This window comes from Bacillus sp. FSL R5-0447 (genome assembly GCF_038606125.1).
Classification (GTDB): Bacteria; Bacillota; Bacilli; order Bacillales; family Bacillaceae; genus Bacillus; species Bacillus velezensis.
Genome location: NZ_CP152012.1, coordinates 2,447,986 through 2,465,301 on the forward strand (window position 1 = coordinate 2,447,986; position 17,316 = coordinate 2,465,301).

Annotated in this window: 18 protein-coding genes; all 18 read right to left on the minus strand. The window is 47.6% G+C overall.

Annotated elements, in window-relative coordinates; translation table 11 throughout:
• Nucleotides 1-94: 94 nt before the first annotated feature.
• Nucleotides 95-862 carry a menaquinol-cytochrome c reductase cytochrome b/c subunit gene (locus tag NYE68_RS12250; protein ID WP_007409471.1) on the minus strand — a complete coding sequence of 256 codons (768 nt, stop codon included), beginning with the start codon at nucleotides 860-862 and terminating at the stop codon, nucleotides 95-97.
• A gap of 31 nt (nucleotides 863-893) precedes the next feature.
• Nucleotides 894-1,568: a cytochrome b6 gene (locus NYE68_RS12255; RefSeq protein WP_003153485.1), complete on the minus strand. Its 675-nt coding sequence runs from the start codon at nucleotides 1,566-1,568 to the stop codon at nucleotides 894-896.
• A 1-nt stretch (nucleotide 1,569) separates the two neighbouring features.
• Nucleotides 1,570-2,073 (minus strand): ubiquinol-cytochrome c reductase iron-sulfur subunit, encoded by a 504-nt coding sequence (locus tag NYE68_RS12260; protein WP_003153484.1) that lies wholly within the window; start codon nucleotides 2,071-2,073, stop codon nucleotides 1,570-1,572.
• A gap of 137 nt (nucleotides 2,074-2,210) precedes the next feature.
• On the minus strand, nucleotides 2,211-2,657 hold the full coding sequence (locus NYE68_RS12265) for a YpiF family protein (RefSeq protein ID WP_032866304.1): 447 nt from the start codon (nucleotides 2,655-2,657) through the stop codon (nucleotides 2,211-2,213).
• Nucleotides 2,658-2,711: 54 nt separating this feature from the next.
• Complete coding sequence (locus tag NYE68_RS12270; RefSeq protein WP_015417715.1) at nucleotides 2,712-3,251, minus strand: ReoY family proteolytic degradation factor; 540 nt, start codon at nucleotides 3,249-3,251, stop codon at nucleotides 2,712-2,714.
• Nucleotides 3,252-3,324: 73 nt separating this feature from the next.
• Nucleotides 3,325-4,596, minus strand: coding sequence for a tetratricopeptide repeat protein (locus NYE68_RS12275; RefSeq protein ID WP_014418250.1), 1,272 nt, complete (start codon nucleotides 4,594-4,596; stop codon nucleotides 3,325-3,327).
• Between the two features lie 316 nt (nucleotides 4,597-4,912).
• Nucleotides 4,913-6,199 carry a 3-phosphoshikimate 1-carboxyvinyltransferase gene (gene aroA, locus NYE68_RS12280; RefSeq protein ID WP_015417717.1) on the minus strand — a complete coding sequence of 429 codons (1,287 nt, stop codon included), beginning with the start codon at nucleotides 6,197-6,199 and terminating at the stop codon, nucleotides 4,913-4,915.
• Between the two features lie 11 nt (nucleotides 6,200-6,210).
• A complete protein-coding gene (locus NYE68_RS12285) occupies nucleotides 6,211-7,326 on the minus strand; it encodes a prephenate dehydrogenase (RefSeq protein ID WP_061890952.1) in 1,116 nt (371 codons plus the stop codon).
• Between the two features lie 51 nt (nucleotides 7,327-7,377).
• A complete protein-coding gene (gene hisC / locus NYE68_RS12290) occupies nucleotides 7,378-8,460 on the minus strand; it encodes a histidinol-phosphate transaminase (protein WP_039254705.1) in 1,083 nt (360 codons plus the stop codon).
• An 11-nt stretch (nucleotides 8,461-8,471) separates the two neighbouring features.
• Nucleotides 8,472-9,269 (minus strand): tryptophan synthase subunit alpha, encoded by a 798-nt coding sequence (gene trpA, locus NYE68_RS12295; protein WP_007409464.1) that lies wholly within the window; start codon nucleotides 9,267-9,269, stop codon nucleotides 8,472-8,474.
• Nucleotides 9,262-10,464: a tryptophan synthase subunit beta gene (gene trpB, locus NYE68_RS12300; protein ID WP_020954213.1), complete on the minus strand. Its 1,203-nt coding sequence runs from the start codon at nucleotides 10,462-10,464 to the stop codon at nucleotides 9,262-9,264. The genes trpA and trpB overlap by 8 nt, the downstream gene beginning before the upstream one ends.
• Nucleotides 10,445-11,098, minus strand: a complete 654-nt coding sequence (locus tag NYE68_RS12305) for a phosphoribosylanthranilate isomerase (RefSeq protein WP_324636751.1) — start codon at nucleotides 11,096-11,098, stop codon at nucleotides 10,445-10,447. Before NYE68_RS12305 ends, trpB begins: the two co-directional genes overlap by 20 nt.
• Before the next feature lie 4 nt (nucleotides 11,099-11,102).
• Nucleotides 11,103-11,855, minus strand: coding sequence for an indole-3-glycerol phosphate synthase TrpC (gene trpC, locus NYE68_RS12310; protein ID WP_082998677.1), 753 nt, complete (start codon nucleotides 11,853-11,855; stop codon nucleotides 11,103-11,105).
• Complete coding sequence (gene trpD, locus NYE68_RS12315; RefSeq protein ID WP_031378983.1) at nucleotides 11,848-12,864, minus strand: anthranilate phosphoribosyltransferase; 1,017 nt, start codon at nucleotides 12,862-12,864, stop codon at nucleotides 11,848-11,850. The genes trpC and trpD overlap by 8 nt, the downstream gene beginning before the upstream one ends.
• Nucleotides 12,836-14,383, minus strand: a complete 1,548-nt coding sequence (trpE, locus tag NYE68_RS12320) for an anthranilate synthase component I (protein ID WP_031378982.1) — start codon at nucleotides 14,381-14,383, stop codon at nucleotides 12,836-12,838. The genes trpD and trpE overlap by 29 nt, the downstream gene beginning before the upstream one ends.
• Nucleotides 14,384-14,606: 223 nt before the next feature.
• Nucleotides 14,607-14,990: a chorismate mutase gene (aroH, locus tag NYE68_RS12325; RefSeq protein WP_003153463.1), complete on the minus strand. Its 384-nt coding sequence runs from the start codon at nucleotides 14,988-14,990 to the stop codon at nucleotides 14,607-14,609.
• Nucleotides 14,987-16,075, minus strand: a complete 1,089-nt coding sequence (aroB, locus tag NYE68_RS12330) for a 3-dehydroquinate synthase (RefSeq protein WP_324636750.1) — start codon at nucleotides 16,073-16,075, stop codon at nucleotides 14,987-14,989. Before aroB ends, aroH begins: the two co-directional genes overlap by 4 nt.
• Complete coding sequence (gene aroC / locus NYE68_RS12335) at nucleotides 16,075-17,247, minus strand: chorismate synthase (RefSeq protein WP_003153459.1); 1,173 nt, start codon at nucleotides 17,245-17,247, stop codon at nucleotides 16,075-16,077. The genes aroB and aroC overlap by 1 nt, the downstream gene beginning before the upstream one ends.
• Nucleotides 17,248-17,316 lie beyond the last annotated feature (69 nt).

The following is a 17,316-nucleotide window of genomic DNA, read 5'->3' on the forward strand; positions in this document are numbered from 1 at the left end:
CAGTCCGTAAAAAGTATGTATCATGCAAAAAAAGCTGACATCCGGTCAGCTCTTTTCATAAAAGTATATCCTGCTATTGTCTACTTCACAATCGTTATTTTGCTGTCGTTTCAGAAATGAACTTCGCCAGCTGATCAAGCTGTTTGTCATTCCCTTTAAAAATACCGGCTGGCATCTGCCCTTTCCCTTTGACGGCGATTTTTTTAATTTCTTCCGGGCTCAGCCCGTTATCGACCAGGGACGGACCGGCGCTTCCGCCTTGAAGATTATCCCCGTGACAGGAAATACAGCCTTGTTCTTTAAATACCTTATAACCGTCTGATTCAGTATCAATGGCGGCTTCTTTTTTGATTTTCCCTTGCTCCTCCGCCTTCGCCCAGTCATGCGTCGCGACTGACTGCCACGTTAAAAAGACCGTAGCGCAAAGCGCCAAAAGCATCATGCCGACCGCAACCGGACGCTTCCACGGCCTTCTTTCAGACCCCCTGTCGAGAAACGGAGCCAAAAGCAGCGACCCGAAGGCAAGACCCGGTATAATCATCGCGCCGATAACGGTGTAGCTCCCTGCGGCATATTCATATTTTAATAGCTGGTATAAAAATAGAAAATACCAATCCGGCAGCGGAATATACCCTGTATCCGTCGGGTCCGCCACTCGTTCCAAAGGCGGCTCGTGCACAATCGTTAAAACGAGAAATCCGACGAGGAAAACGGCCCCGACCATCCATTCTTTCAGCAGGAAGTTCGGCCAAAACGCCTCTGTCTTTCCAGGATACTCTGAATAGTCTTTCGGTATATTCGGTTTTTTTTCAGCCGGTATCCTTGAATCTCCTACAAACTTCATTCCTTTCCCCCGGTGCATGTCATCCCCTCCCTTTTATATCAGATTTGTATTAAAGCGGTCCTGAAATTCCCTGCTTGCGGATCATGACAAAGTGGGCGCCCATGAGCGCAAACAAAGCGGCAGGGAGAAAAAATACGTGAATCGCAAAAAATCTCGTCAGCGTTTGGGCGCCGACAATATCGTGGTGGCCGGCAAGAAGAGTTTTCACCTGCGCTCCGATCAATGGCGTCGCCTCCGCAATCTGAAGACCTACCTTTGTCGCAAACAGCGCCTTCATATCCCATGGAAGCAGATACCCTGTAAAACCGAGACCGAGCATCACAAAAAAGATCAGAACACCGACGATCCAGTTCAATTCCCGAGGCTTTTTATAAGCTCCCTGAAAGAAAACCCGCAGCGTATGTAAAAACATCATCACAATGACTAAACTTGCCCCCCAATGGTGCATACCCCTTACAATCTGCCCGAAAGCGACTTCATTCTGCAAATAATACACAGATTCCCACGCGTTTTTTATATCCGGCACATAATACATCGTTAAAAACATCCCGGACAACACTTGGATAACGGTTACAAAAAACGTCAAACCGCCGAAACAATAGACAAAAGCCGAGAAATGGTGAGCGGGATTTACATGTTCCGGCACTTCATGGTCGGCGATATCCCGCCACATCGGCGTAATATCGAGACGTTCATCCACCCAGTCATAAATTTTGTTCAGCATGTCACCCTTCCCCCCTAGGCTTTGCTTTTCCAAGATACAAAAAGCCGTCCTTTACTTTTTGCTCATAACGGTCAAGAGGCGCGAGCGGCGGCGTGCCCGGAACGTTCGTGCCGTCTTTTTCATACAGCCCGTAATGGCAGGGACAAAAGAACTTGTTCGGATTTTTAGGATCATTGTTCCAGTTTACGGTGCAGCCCAAATGCTTACAGATCGGAGAAAGCGCTATAATTTCATCCCCATGCTTGTAAACCCAGGCTGACCTGGATTCTTCCGATTCGTACCAGGCGTCGACTTGATGAATTTTAAAGTCAAACCGCTTCGGCTCCTTCGTCAGCTCATCCACACTGACAACCTGCACCATTTTTTGATCTCCCGTCGGTTTTAATACCGGGTCCAGCGCAAAACGGACCATGGGCATAAGCGCACTGGCGGCCATAAATCCCCCCACGCCGGTGAGCGCATAGTTTAAAAATTGTCTTCTTGATATATCTTGTTTTCCGCCCATCTCTTCCCCCCCTAAAGATTGACCAAAAATTAACTAAAATAGAAAATAATTCTGAGATTTGACACCCTCATAATATATGAATCTTTCAGCAAGGTCAACAGAGGCAAAACGGGTGTTTTGCGGGATGCCTGGTGTTTTTAAGAATTGTTCCACTTCTGTAACAAAACGTTCAAAATTTCTCCGCACTTGTCATCCGCAATTTTTCTCTTTAAAGAGTCTTTCATATGTTCAAACGGAACGGCAGGTATGTATATGACATCAGACCCTATTTCAAAATCCTTCCATTTTTCGTCTGCCGTCAGGAACAAGACGTGCCGAAAGTTGGTCATCACCTCGTCTTTGAGTTTTTGAAGCAGGGCGATTTGTGATTGGTCTATATCAACATATGTATAAGAGGGGAATAAATATACCCGTCCCTTCAATTGGCGCTCAAGCTCTTCAGAAAGCAATTGGGTGCTTTCCCCCTGTTCAACGGCCTCTTTTAAGCCTCCTGAAGATGTTATGGAAATTAACGGAATGACAGCGGTATCAATGTAATCCGCAGATTGTAAATAGGCATCGGCATCAGCGGCCCTCCATCTCATGTCTCGTTCCTCCTCTTTACGCAACAAGCCTTGCATATTCTGCAAGGCTGTCATTTATGTGAGCTGATTCAATTGGCGGGAAAGCTTTTCAAATGTTTCTTTGTCGTGGCGGTCCAGCGCCTCGTCGATATCTTTAAGCAGCTTTTCCCGCCGGAAAGTGGAGATGGCATGTTCTAATATTTTTTCGGCCATCCCCTGATCCTGTTTATTTTCAAACAGGTCTTTCGGCAGATGCGGATTTGATTCAAGAACAGCGGCATATTCCGGTGAGCTGTAGGCCGAACGGAAATTCAGCTGGATAAATAAATCCTGCTGTTTATTTAACCGGATGTCGTGAAAAGATTTTTCCGCGTCCGTAGTCATGACATTTTCTTTGTAAAACCTAAACGGCACCTCATCAACGCAATGAGTAGACATGATAATGCCTCTCGGGCAAAATTCGGCTTGTTCTACAAAATGGACTTTTTCCATTAATGAATCATGACTCATTAAATAATTTAAAATCCAGACGCACTCCCGGCGTTTAAGCTGATAATGATTTAAAAACCAACGGATAAAATCCTTTTTTTCATTGACAGAAACAGGGGTCTGCATGTAATTCCCTCCTCTATCGATCGTATAATCTGACATCACTTATACATTCAGCAAGCATGGTCCAAAATCCTGCTTATCTTAAAAATTCATCCTCTATCCGTAAGATTGTTTCTTCAAGCTCTTCGTTTGTTCCATCCATTGAAAGCACTTGTTTTAAAAGCGGCAGCGCTTCTTTCTGGAGACCCTCTTCCAATAAGAAGTGAGCGTATTCATATAAGAAATCCCGATCATCCTGATAATGGAGATACGCAGCTTCGAAGCTTTTTTTCGCTTCAGCGTATTGCTCAAGGCCTGTATAAGCACCCGCCAAATACCAATTGTATTTCGGATCTTCTTCTCCGTAGCCGCGGACTTCCTGAATCAGATCAATAATCTCTTCAAAACTTTCTTCTTTATGATAGACGGCTAAAAGCGTATGGAGCGCTTCCACGTAACCCGGATCGAGCGCCAGCGCTTCCTGAAGAAGCTTTTTGCCTTCCTCTTCGTTGCCGAGCTTTAACGCCATTTTCGCCGCATAGAGAAAAAGCTCTTTATTGTATTCATCGTAAGTAATACCTTCTTTAGCGGTTTTTAATGCATCTTCATACATGCCTTCTGCCTCGTAGCTTTTTGCAAGCGGCATATAAAGCGATGAATAGGAAGGATCAAGCCCTTTTAAATCAGACAGCTGCTTGATGGCTGTTTTGACCATTCCCGCCTGATAGGCTGTGAACCCGTACCCGAAAATCGTATTCGGTTCTGTATGTTCTGCCGCCGCTTTTTCATACCATGAAATCGCTTCCTCAAATTCACCCGCCGCGCTCAATGACTCAGCCAGCCTCTGATGAACATTTACGCCGCCGATTTCGTGCCGTTCTTTTGCCGTCTCTTCATAGTAAGGAACGGCTTTTGCGTATGATCCCTGAGTGAAGTATAATTCCCCCAGAGCGAAATCAATAACAGGTTCATCTTGTAACATCGCTTTCGCCTGTAACAGCTTTTGCTCACTTACTTCAAATAAGCCCTGCATCTGATACAGATCAGCCATTAAAAGAAGGCTTTCCGCGTAAGACGGGTCTTCCGGAGAAATTGTCTCCAGCACCTCAAGAGCTTTTTCTTCTTCATCAATATCTATTAACAATTCGGCGTAAAAATTCGTCAGCTCAGACTCATCCGGATAAAGGTCATGCAGATCACTGATCAGCGCTAACGCTTTTTCGGCGTTTCCCCATTCATAGTAGAGCTGGGCTGCAATGGCTTTGTCTTCGTCATGAAGCTGCGTTTCAGCTTTTGAAAGCGCTTTTAGTCCCTTTTCGGTTTCACCTGCTTCAACTAATTTTATGGCTTCTTGGATCAATGTATTCAAATCAGACCGGTCCTTTCTTTTCCTATACCTCATCAACCAATGAAAAGGGTTTTTATTCGGGTTATTCTTATCATAATTCAGACAGGGCCTGCCCGCAAATAAGATGCTTCACCCGGCATTATAGTTTATCAGAAAATGGTTAAGAGGAAAACGGCAAAAAAGGGGACGGCATCTTTATACGCAAACAGCGCAATTTGTTCCGGCTGTTTCTGTAACGAAAACGCATTCCCCCTTTCTGTTATTTTCTGTTTAAGACAAGCTATGTCAAAGCCCAAAGTTTTATGACACATGAAGAAAAAAGCCCGAAGAATCGTCTTCAGGCTTTTTTGGCTAATTGATCTAAATGCTCAAAAAATGTCGGATATGAGACATGGATTGCCTCAGTATCACAGATGTCAATCGGCTCTTCTGTCAGGCATGAAGCGACACCGAGCATCATGCCGATGCGGTGGTCACCGTGGCTTGACACATCGGCTCCGCCCGCAAGCGTTTTTTTGCCGTGTATTTTCATGCCGTCTTCAGTCGGTTCAATGTCTGCGCCGATTTTCCGGAGCTCTGATACGACGGTGTCGATCCGGTTCGTTTCCTTCACCTTCAGCTCCGCAGCGTCTTTAATGACAGTTGTGCCTTCAGCCTGCGTTGCCAAAAGGGCGATAATCGGGATCTCGTCAATTAAACGGGGAATGATTTCTCCGCCGATTTCTGCCGCTTTCAGATCTGAAGTTTCAATAACCAGGTCTCCGTAAGGCTCTGCGCTGTCCGCTTCTGAAGGAATCACTTCAAGTGAAGCCCCCATTTGCTTTAAGACATCAATCATTCCCGTGCGTGTCGGGTTCAGGCCGACATTTTTCAGCACAATCCGACTTCCGGGAACGACAGCGCCTGCCGCGAGGAAAAAGGCTGCTGAAGAAATATCGCCGGGCACGAAAATATCAGCTCCCCGGAGATTCTGACCGCCCGTTACGGAAGCGCTCGTCTCCGTTTCCGCAAGCTCGGCGCCAAAAGCGTTCAGCATCCGTTCCGTATGGTCTCTTGATTTATGAGGCTCAGTGACGGTCGTCGTCCCTTCAGCCTGCAATCCGGCAAGCAGCACGGCGGATTTGATCTGCGCGCTTGCAACAGGGGAGACGTAATCAATGCCTTTCAATTGTCCGCCTCTTACGGATAAAGGCGTAAATCCTCCGTCCGCTCTTCCGTCAATCGCGGCTCCCATCTGTTTTAAAGGCTCCGTCACCCTCTTCATCGGGCGCTTTGCAATACTTTCGTCGCCCGCTACCGTACTGTGAAATGGGCGTCCGGCTAAAATGCCGAGCATCAGGCGGATGGTCGTGCCGGAATTTCCGACATCAAGAAGGCTGTCAGGCTCACAAAGTGCGTCAATGCCCTTCCCGTATATCGTTACATCACTTCCGTTTTGTTCAATGGAGACACCCATTTTTCTGAAGCAGGCAATGGTGCTCAGACAATCGGCTCCGGGCAAAAAGTTTTTTACCGTTGTCGTTCCTTCCGCAAGCGCTCCGAACATAACAGAACGGTGGGAGATGGATTTATCCCCCGGAATATGAATTTCACCGTTTAAAGACGTCACTTTTTCTCTTTTCAATGTTTTCCACCTCAGTCAGCGTAAAATGTGTCATATTTGGCGCGGGATTGAATGCAGGTTTCCGCGCGCTTCCGGTCATCATCAGTCTGGAAACTGATTCTGAGAATTCCGTTAATATCTTCTCTTGTTTCGATAATGCGGATGTTGGTGATACTGATTTTTTCTTCTGCCAATATCGCCGTAATTTCCGAAATGACCCCAGGATGATCGGGAACATCGACATAAAGGTCATAAAAGGACGGGATCGCTCCTTTTTGACGGAGCGGCAGACCGTCGCGATAATCTTTCGCTTTTTTAAAATATCCGAACAGGCTGTCCGCATCTTCATTTTCTACATAAGATTCGATCGTGTCAATCTCCCGTTTCCATTCTTTGAAGCGGTCAAGCAGTTTATCTTTGTTATGAAGAAGTATGTCCCTCCACATCGCCGGGCTGCTTGAGGCGATCCTGGTGATGTCCCGAAAACCGCCGGCTGCGAAACGTTTCAAAAACGGATAATCTTCTTCAGCATGATGAGCCTGATGTACGAGGCTTGCAGCAACGATATGAGGGAAATGGCTGATGACGCTCGTTACGCCGTCATGCTCCTCGGGGGTCATCTCCACAAAGTGGGCGTTTGCCGCTTTCAAGAGTTCCTTCAGATGCATTACTGACTCTTTAGAAGTTGATTTTCCGGGTGTTAAAATGTAAAACGCATTTTCGAATAAAAATTCTTTCGCGGCAGCGGCCCCGGATTTATGAGATCCCGCCATCGGATGACCGCCGACAAATTGATAGTGAGCCGGAAGCACTTTGTCGGCGTAGCTGACGACTTTCTGTTTCGTGCTGCCCACATCCGTAATCAGGAGTTCGTGGGTGATGTCTGATGAAGCCAGCACATCGAGCATTTTCAGCGTTTGGGCGACAGGCGTGGCGATAATGACAACAGACGCTTGCTGCACACCTTCCGTAAATGAGCCGGCCCGCTCGTCAATAATTCCGAGCTTCAGCGCGGCAGTGAGCTGTTCTTCCGAAATATCCACACCGATAATCCGTTTATGCGGATGCTCCTTTTTGATGGCCAATGCGATCGATCCGCCGATCAGCCCGATCCCCGCAAGCAATATAGTATCCTTCATTTCACTCATTTCCTTTTTCAACTATTTTAATAGAGCAAAGAGGTGATGCCTGATCACCTCTTATAATATTTCAGCTAAAATTGTGAGAATTTCCTCATTCTGCTCTTTCGTACCGACCGTAATCCTTAACGCTGTCGGAAATCCGAGCGCCTGTCCTGAGCGGACGATATATCCTTTTTCCAACAGGGCTTGGAACAGTTCATCCGCCGGGCGGTTAAAATCAATGAGCACAAAGTTGGTTTGTGAAGGATAACAAGTTAATCCGTGAGTTTCTGCAAAATCATAATACTGCTTAAGGCCTGCTTTATTTTTCTCGACGCATTCCTGAATAAATGTCTGGTCATCAAGCGCTGCCAGTGCCGAAGCCTGACCGATTCTGCTCGTATTGAACGGCTCTCTCGCCGGTTCAATCTGGCGGATCAGTGCTTCGTCCGCAATGCCGTATCCGACGCGCAGCGCGGCAAGTCCGTACGCTTTAGAGAAGGTGCGGAGGATCATAACATTCGGATATTGCTTTAAAAGCGGAATGCTTTCTGGGTAATCTTCCGCCGTAACATACTCGTAGTACGCTTCATCAAGTACAACGAGTATATGCTCGGGAACTCTGTTTAAAAAGGCAATTAGCTCTTGCTCAGAAGTATATGTCCCCGTCGGATTATTGGGGTTGCATACCCATATGACTTTCGTCCCGCCGTCAATTGCTTCCAGCATCCGGTCCAAATCATGAGCGCCGTCACTGCGGAGCGGCACCTCGCGCACCTCAGCGCCTTCAATCACCGCATTGTGTCTGTATTGCGGGAAAGTCGGGGCGGCGGTAATCGTGTTTGCTTGATCATTTAATAAAGAACGGCAGATAATCTGCACAAGCTCATCAGAGCCGTTGCCGAAAATGATCGAAGATTCACTGACCTGCAGATGCTCACTGAGCCGTGTTCTCAAAGCGGCACTGTAACCGTCGGGATACAGCGCAAGCTGCTCAATCTCCTGATGCAGCGCATCTTTAGCGGCCTGTGAACAGCCGAACGGATTTTCGTTAGAAGCGAGTTTTACTACTTTCTCAAGCCCGTATTCCATTTTCACTTCTTCTATTGGTTTGCCCGGCTGATACGGTTTCAGCTGCCGCAGCTGTTCTTTAATCTGCAAATCCAGTCACCTCATTTTACACTGTACAGTCGTCCGAACGTCTTTGCGTATTCTTCAAATTCAAGAAGCGCATCGGCTCTTGTGCCGGGATTCACAAGCTTTGTTTTAAGCTCTTCAACTTTTTTGACAAGCGCGCTGCCGACAACGACACCGTCAGATATTTCATTCATCCCGTCAACCTGTTTGCGGTTTGAAATGCCAAAACCGACCGCCACCGGAACAGGGCTGAATTCTTTCACCTTACGTATGAAAGAGTATACAGACGGGTCGAATTCGCTGCGTACGCCCGTCACTCCTAAAGAGGATACACAATACACAAAGCCGCAGGCCTGTTCAGTAATTATTTTCAAACGGTCTTCACTTGTCGGCGCAACCAGAGAGATATAAGCGATGTTCTCCTTTTTGCATGTCATTTGCAAAAGGGCGCTTTCCTCTAATGGAAGGTCGGGTACAAGCAGACCGTCTATGTCGTTTTCCCGCAGTAAAGCGAAAAAGTATTCTTTTTCTAATTGTAACACAGGATTATAATACGTAAAGAGGATAATTGGAATATGAACGCCGTTTTTTTTCATTTTGCCGCCAAGTTCAATGGCTTTTACGATATTCATTCCGTTTTCCAGAGCCCGTTTTGAAGCCCGTTGTATGACGGGTCCGTCCGCAAGCGGATCTGTGTAAGGAACGCCGATTTCAAGGGCAGAAGCGCCTGCATTCTGCAATGATATTGCCAGCTCAACAGAAATGTCAGGAAGCGGATCGCCAGCTGTAATAAAAGGGATAAATAATTTTTCAGAATCTCGCAGATTAAACATGTGTCTCCACCCCGTTTTCCAAAACATTCATCAGCGTATGAACGTCTTTATCTCCTCTTCCCGACAAACTGACGAGAATGATTTTGTCTTTATCCATGTCTTTTGCCATTTCAAACGCTTTTGCCAGGGCGTGGGCAGATTCAATAGCCGGAAGAATACCTTCTGTTTCAGAAAGCAGACGTAACGCGGCAATCGCTTCATCGTCTGTCACGCTTTCGTACGTTACACGGCCGCTTTTGTGCAGGTAGGCGTGCTCAGGACCGATCCCCGGGTAATCAAGGCCTGCTGAAATGGAATACGGTTCGATAATCTGCCCGTATTCATCTTGTATTAAATAGGTCATTGAACCGTGAATCACCCCGAGCGTCCCTTTTGCGATCGTTGCCGCATGCAGCGGCGTATCAATTCCTTTTCCGGCAGCCTCGGCGCCGATCAGCTCAATATCTTCGTCTAAAAAGGCCTGAAATATGCCCATCGCATTGCTTCCGCCGCCGACACATGCAACAACCTTGTCCGGGAGCGTTCCTTCAACCCGGCGGAGCTGTTCTTTCGCTTCCTCGCCGATGATTTTCTGAAATTCGCGAACGATATATGGATACGGGTGCGGCCCCACTACAGAACCGATAAGGTAGAAATGATCTTCACAATGCTGGACCCAATACCTGATCGCCTCATTCGTCGCATCTTTCAGCGTGCCGTTGCCGCTTGTGACCGGCACCACTTCCGCGCCGAGCAGTTTCATCCGGAATACGTTCAGCGACTGGCGTGCAACGTCTTCTTCACCCATAAAAACTGTACACTTAAAACCGAATTTTGCGGCGGCTGTCGCGGCAGCCACACCGTGCTGTCCCGCACCGGTTTCGGCGATGATTTTCGTTTTGCCCATCTTTTTAGCAAGCAGAATCTGGCCTAACGCGTTGTTAATTTTATGAGAGCCGGTATGGTTTAAATCTTCTCTTTTCAGATAGATTTTCGCCCCTCCCAAATACTCTGACACCCTGTCTGCGAACGTTAATGCGGTCGGTCTTCCGGAGTAATCAAACAATAGCTTTTTATATTCGGCATGAAAAACGGGATCATTCTTTAATTCTTTGAAAGCCGTTTCGATTTCCTCAAGGGGCCGCATCAATGTTTCAGGGACAAATTTGCCGCCGAATTCGCCGTATCTTCCGATTTCATTTGGATATGGATACATAGTGGTTCATCCTTTCTTCTAAAAGCCGGATCAGTGTTTGATCCTTTTGTCCGTTTTTTTCAATTCCGCTGGCAAGATCTATACCGCACGGACGCGATCTCAGTAAGCCGGTAATCGTTTCAGGATTAACGCCGCCCGCAATAAAACAGCGCTTGTTTGCATTTTGAGCCTGCTTTCGGTACAAGGGGACACGAGCCCATGAAAACGCGATTCCCGTGCCGCCTCTCATTCCTTTTACTGAAGAATCAATGACATATCCGTCGACAGCAGGTGCAAATTGAGCCATCTGACGAAGCGTCCCTTCCCCGTGATGGAGCGCTTTCCATATCTCCGAGCGCACAAGCGGACGGAGACGGAGGGCATCCTCAGGCGATTCATCACCGTGAAGCTGGATGGCGTCAAGTGCCAGATCAGAGGCGATTTGCGCGATGTTTTCTATCGTTTCATTTACAAATACTCCGACATGTTTCTTGTCTGTCCGGACCTCCTCTTTCCATTTCCGGACCTCATCCGGCGTTACTCTCCGTTTGCTTGCGGCAAAAATAAATCCCAGATAATCCGCTCCTGAAGCTGCCGCAAGTTCGTAATCACGCTTCGATCGTATTCCGCAGTACTTTACATCAGGCTTTTTCATATCGTCACTCCCCGAACAGTCCGCGGATCGCCTTTTGCTGCGAATCCTCTCTCATTAAGGATTCTCCGACCAATACAGCCTGCGCCCCGTGCTTGTTGACGAATTGCAGGTCAGCCAAAGAACCGATGCCGCTTTCGCTGACCAGCAGGCAGCCGTCCGGTACAAGCTGCGCTATTTTTTCCGTTTGCGAAACAGAAGTACGGAACGTTTTTAAGTCCCGGTTGTTTATGCCGAGAATATCCGGCTGAAACACTTGTAAAATCCGTTCAAGCACAGTTTCATCATGGACTTCAACGAGAACGTCCATGCCCTTCTCGCGGGCTTCCAGATAAAGCTCATGAAGCTCTGAAGGTTCCAGCGCTTCCCCGATCAGCAAAATGGCATCGGCGCCGATCCTGAACGATTCCTCCACCTGAAGGGAATCAATAATAAAATCTTTTCTCAGCACGGGAAGAGACACGGTTTGTTTAACATCTGTCAGAAATTGATTTCTCCCCTGAAAAAAACGGGTATCCGTGAGAACCGAAAGGGCGTCGGCTTTAGCCGCTTCATAATCCGCCGCAATCGTTTCCGGAACAAAATGCTCTTTAATCAATCCTTTAGACGGCGAAGCTTTTTTCACTTCGGCAATCAGCCCGATAAAACGGTTCGGGTTCAGGAGCGCTTCTTTAAAGGATCTCCGTTCAATTTGACAAGTTTCCGGCAGCACGATGGATTTGATTTCTTCTTTTTTCTGCTGAATGATTTGATCAAGCATACATTTCTTCCTCTTTCTGTTTCAGACGTTCGAGCTGCCTTTTGGCATCTCCGTTTTGAATCGCTTCTAAGGCGGTTTTCGTTCCTTCTTTCAGATCGTTTGCAAGACCTGCCGTATAAATGGCCGCGCCCGCATTTAAGGCGGTAATATGCAGAGCGGATGACGGAGCTTCATTTGCAAAAATATTCTGAATGAGGAGCGCGCTTTCTTCCGATGAACTCACTTGAATATCCTTTAGTGAACCTTCTGCAAAACCGAATTGTTCAGGTGAAACGGAATATTCCAGACGTTCACCGTTTTTCAGTTCAATAATATCGGTCGGTGCTGTGATGGACAGTTCATCTAATCCGTCACGGGCCGACACAAGCATGACGTGTCTGACATCAAATTGTTCCAACGCGCTTGCCATCAGGCGCGCTTTATCTAATGAATAGACGCCGATCACCTGCCGCTTCACCTGCAGCGGGTTGCTGAGCGGGCCCAGCAGATTAAATACGGTTCGGAAGCCAAGCTCTTTTCTTGCGGCGGCGACGTGCTTCATTGACGAATGAAACAGCGGCGCAAACAAAAACCCCATTTGTTTCATTTCAATGCTGCGTTGAACGCTTTCTGGAGTGGCTTGAATGGAAACCCCCAGCTTTTCCAGCACATCCGCGCTGCCGCTTTTAGACGAAACGGAGCGATTTCCGTGCTTGGCAACTTTAGCTCCGGCGGCAGAAGCTGTAATCGCCGCTGCCGTGGATATGTTAAACGTAGAAATCCCGTCTCCGCCTGTTCCGCACGTATCAACGACATCCGCCAAGCCACCTGATGTCTGTGCCCGCGCCCGCATCACTTTTACAAATCCGGCAAGCTCCTCCGCCGTTTCACCTCGGTGGGCTAATACCGATAAAATCCCGCCGATCTCAGACTGCGACATGTCCCCGTTCATCATCATCTCCATCAGCTTTTCGGCTTCTCCGGTTTTCAGCGTACGGCCATTAACGCACGATTGCAGAAATTTGTTCATCCGTCTTCTCCTCCCCGCCAGAAAAGATGTCTTCTGCAATTTGAATCGTTTTTAAAAGCGCCCCCGCTTTGTTACAGCTTTCTTCATATTCGGCTTCAGGGACGGAATCGGCGACTATTCCCGCACCCGCCTGCACCGACGCCATACCGTTTTTGACACTCATGGTGCGGATGGTAATACACGAATCAATTGACCCGTCAAATCCGATATAAGCGATACATCCGCCGTAGGTTTCTCTGGAAGTCGGTTCTAATTCATTTAAAAGCTGCATCGCGCGGATTTTCGGAGCGCCCGTGAGTGTTCCTGCCGGGAATGCCGACATCAGCGCGTCAACGGGATGGACGCCCTGCTTTAAACGGCCGGTTACAACAGAGATGATGTGCATCACATGTGAAAAAGAAACGACCTTTGTGAATTCCGGAACGGCTACGGAACCGTACTCCGCAACTCTGCCGATGTCATTGCGCGCAAGATCGACGAGCATGTAATGTTCAGCTTTTTCTTTTTCGTCATTCATCAGCTCTTTTTTCAGGCGTTCATCTTCTTTCGTTCCGGTGCCTCTTCTTCTCGTTCCGGCAATCGGATGAATTTCCAGGTGCCTGTCATGCACGCGGATCAGACGTTCAGGCGAACTCCCGACAATGTCTCTGTCAGGCAGTTTGATATAGTACATATAGGGTGAAGGATTGATGATGCGGAGCACCCTGTACAGCTCAAATGAATGTCTGGATACCGGAATGTCAAACTTTTGCGAAAGCACCCCTTGAAAAATGTCTCCCGCTTTTATATATTCTTTCAGTTTATTGACGCCGGCCATAAACTCTTCTTTCGTATAATTGGATGTCACAGCGGCAAAACTTGGCGTGTCAAACGTTTCTTTAGAAAAAAACGGCTCTTTCATATCTTTCGATTCTGTCAAAATACCGATAAGCTTACGAAGCTCCGCGCAATTTTCTTTAAAAACGGCCCGCTTTTCTTCCTCCGTCTCCCGGCCGTTAAGCGCCGCATATTGAATGAAATGCACTTGTTTCGTTTCGTGGTCGTACGCGATGATTTTCCGGCAGACAAACAGCATACATTTTTCGAAATCTGTTACTTTCGCGTGGCTTGGCACGGAAGGCTCAATCAAAGGAATCATGTCATAGCTCAGATAACCGACCGCCCCTCCCGAAAATGGGATATCAAGCTCGGGTGTTTTAATGCGAAAGCTCTCATTCATCCAGTCAAGCACGGCTTTTAATTCTCCGGCTTCAAACAGCGTATGCCCGTTTGGATCAGCGGCAGTGAATGTGTTATGACTCTCTTTAATGGTGATAAAAGGATCAAGGCCGATAAAAGAGTATCTCGACCAGCTTGACGACTCATCCTTGCTTTCTAAAAGATACGTAATGTTTCTGTCCAGTTTTTCAACCATCTGAATGGGTGTGATCGTGTCGACCGTAAAAGTCTCTGCGATTGGAATGGTGCGGTGTGTCAGACTGTCCTTTAAAAATAAAGAAACATCCGATTGTAAATTCATGATTCTCCTCCTTACGGTAAGGAGAATGAGATGAAGAGTGAGAGGAGTCTTGCGTATAAGAAATAAACCCAAAAGAAAGGCTTCTTTTGGGCAGAATAAAAACGTGTTTATCTCAGCTCAGCTAAACTCATTCTCTGCTACCCTATTCTAAACTCAACTGTTCAATGTCTTACTTACCAGCTCTATACACACTCTTGTGTATTTCTAAGCTTTGTTTATCGTATTACATGTCAGTATTTTTTGTCAATGATAAATCCGGCCTTAACACAACGGCTTTTTCTAAATAGACATGCTTGATTTCATCCTGAGGCGTATCCGTCTGAACCGTCATCAGGACACGGATACACTTTTGCAGAGCGCCGGTAACATCCATTTCCTGCATGCACGTCACCGGGACGTACTGCCACCCGGAAAGGCGGCGGACCGCTTTTGCCGGAAATACGGAATGGATATCAGGCGTGGCGGATAACAGGATCTGTACAACGTCTTCCGGCTTGCATCCATTTTGTTCAATGATTTTTTCAAGCAGCTGCTGTGTTTTTTCTAAAATTTCTTGTTCGGTGTCTTGTTCCACCGTTGTTGCTCCGCGAATGCCGCGTATCATCATGCTGTTTCCTCCATTCGCCATTTGTTCAGCAAATTTTCGAGCTCATCTTTTGAAAGCATGCAGTCCCGCGCTTCGCCTAATTCCTTTAACACGATGAACTGTGTCATGCCTCCGCGCGTTTTTTTATCATTCATCATCCGGGCGGAGAGAACCGGCGTTTCAATATCTTGTCTGATGCTTCCCGGGTAGCCGAGCCCAATCAGCCATTGTGTGAGTTCTTTCCTGTTCATCTTGCAACCCGCAACCTGTTCACTCACGTAAAGGGCAAACTGCATGCCGAGGGCGACCGCATCTCCATGTGTAATCCGTCCGTAGCCGTATTCCGCCTCAACGGCATGGCCGAGCGTATGGCCGAAATTCAGAAAAGCTCTTATCCCCTCTTCCTTTTCGTCCTCACGCACGACGGCCGATTTGATTGAAATTCCTTTATAAATCATTTCATTCAGCTCAGCGCTTGTCAGTCCTTGCAACGTGTCAAACGTGAGAAGTTTTTCTAAAAAAGCATGATCGGCGATAAACGCGTGTTTGATCACTTCAGCCATGCCCGATCTCAGCTCTTGTTCCGGCAGGGTTTTCAGTAGCTCCGTATCGTAAATCACCGTTTTCGGCTGATAAAACGCGCCGATTAAGTTCTTTCCGAGTTTATGGTTGACGGCCACCTTGCCGCCGACCGCGCTGTCATGGGCAAGCAGTGTCGTCGGCATTTGAATGAAATCAATTCCGCGCATAAAAGTTGCTGCGCAAAAGCCGGCCAAATCACCCGTCACGCCGCCTCCGAAGGCGATCATACATGAGGAGCGGTCCATATGGAAAGCGATCGCTTCCGTTTGAATCCGTTCATACTCTTTTAGAGACTTCGCTTCTTCTCCGCTTGGAACGATCACTTTTTTCACGGGCCATGTTTCGTTTAAAAGCCGGAACATCTCATCACCGTAAAGCCGGTCAACTTCAGCATCGATGATGAGAAGGATCTTTGTCAGCGGCCTGTTCAGTGAAGACAAAAGGGCAGCGGCCTGTTTCCTTATGCCTTCACCGATATACACGGGATATGCGGAGGAAGCTGTCCGAACCTCAAGCTCTTTCATCAGAATTCCCTCGATAGTTTTTTCATGTTTTCAACATTTTCTTTAATGCGGTCGATCTGGTCAAGCCCGAATTGTTCGACGACTGCATTTGCGATTTCCCAGGCCACTGCTGCTTCAGCCACTACACTTGCTGCCGGAACCGCGCAGCTGTCTGAACGTTCAATGCTCGCTGTAAACGGTTCTTTCGTTTCAATGTCGACGCTTTTCAGCGGCTTGTACAAAGTAGGGATCGGTTTCATAACGCCGCGGACGACAATCGGCATTCCCGTCGTCATACCGCCTTCTAATCCTCCGAGCCTGTTTGTGGCGCGTGTATAGCCTTTCTCTTCATCCCATACGATTTCATCATGAACTTCACTGCCGTTTTTGCCGGCCGCTTCAAAACCGATGCCGAACTCTACGCCTTTAAACGCGTTAATCGACAGAACGGCAGCAGCGAGCTTGCTGTCCAGCTTACGGTCATAGTGGACATAGCTTCCGACACCGACCGGCATACCTTCGACGATCACTTCAACGATTCCGCCGATCGAGTCGCCGTTTGCCTTCGCTTCATCAATGGCCGCCATCATTTGACGGCCTGCTTCTTCATCGTAGCATCTGACCGGTGATTCTTCCGTTACCCGTTTGAGATCCTCAATGGATGTGTAATCGGTTTTCTCTGCTTTTACGCTGCCGATTTGCAGGACATGCCCGGCGACTTTAATGCCAAGCTCCGCTAAAATCTTTTTAGCGACGGCTCCGGCAGCTACGCGAACCGTTGTCTCACGCGCGGAAGATCGTTCTAACACATTTCTCATATCACGGTGATTATACTTAATAGCACCGTTCAAATCTGCGTGCCCCGGTCTCGGTCTTGAAATCTGGCGTTTCATTTCACTTTCTTCTTCTTCTGTAATCGGTGCGGCGCCCATAATTTTTGTCCAGTGGGTCCAGTCTTTATTTTCTACAACGAGCGCGATCGGTGAACCGAGTGTCCGGGCATGCCGCACGCCGCTTGTGATCTTCGCTCTGTCCGTTTCAATCTGCATGCGGCGTCCGCGGCCGTGTCCTTTTTGACGTCTGGCAAGCTCAAAATTAATGTCTTCTTCAGTTATATAAAGCCCCGCAGGCACACCTTCTATAATTGTCGTCAGCTGCGGACCGTGTGATTCTCCGGCTGTTAAGTATCTCATTTCTTTCTTCTCCCTTCATCGCATTAACGCTTTTAAGTAAAACTATACCACAAGTTTTCATTAAATGTC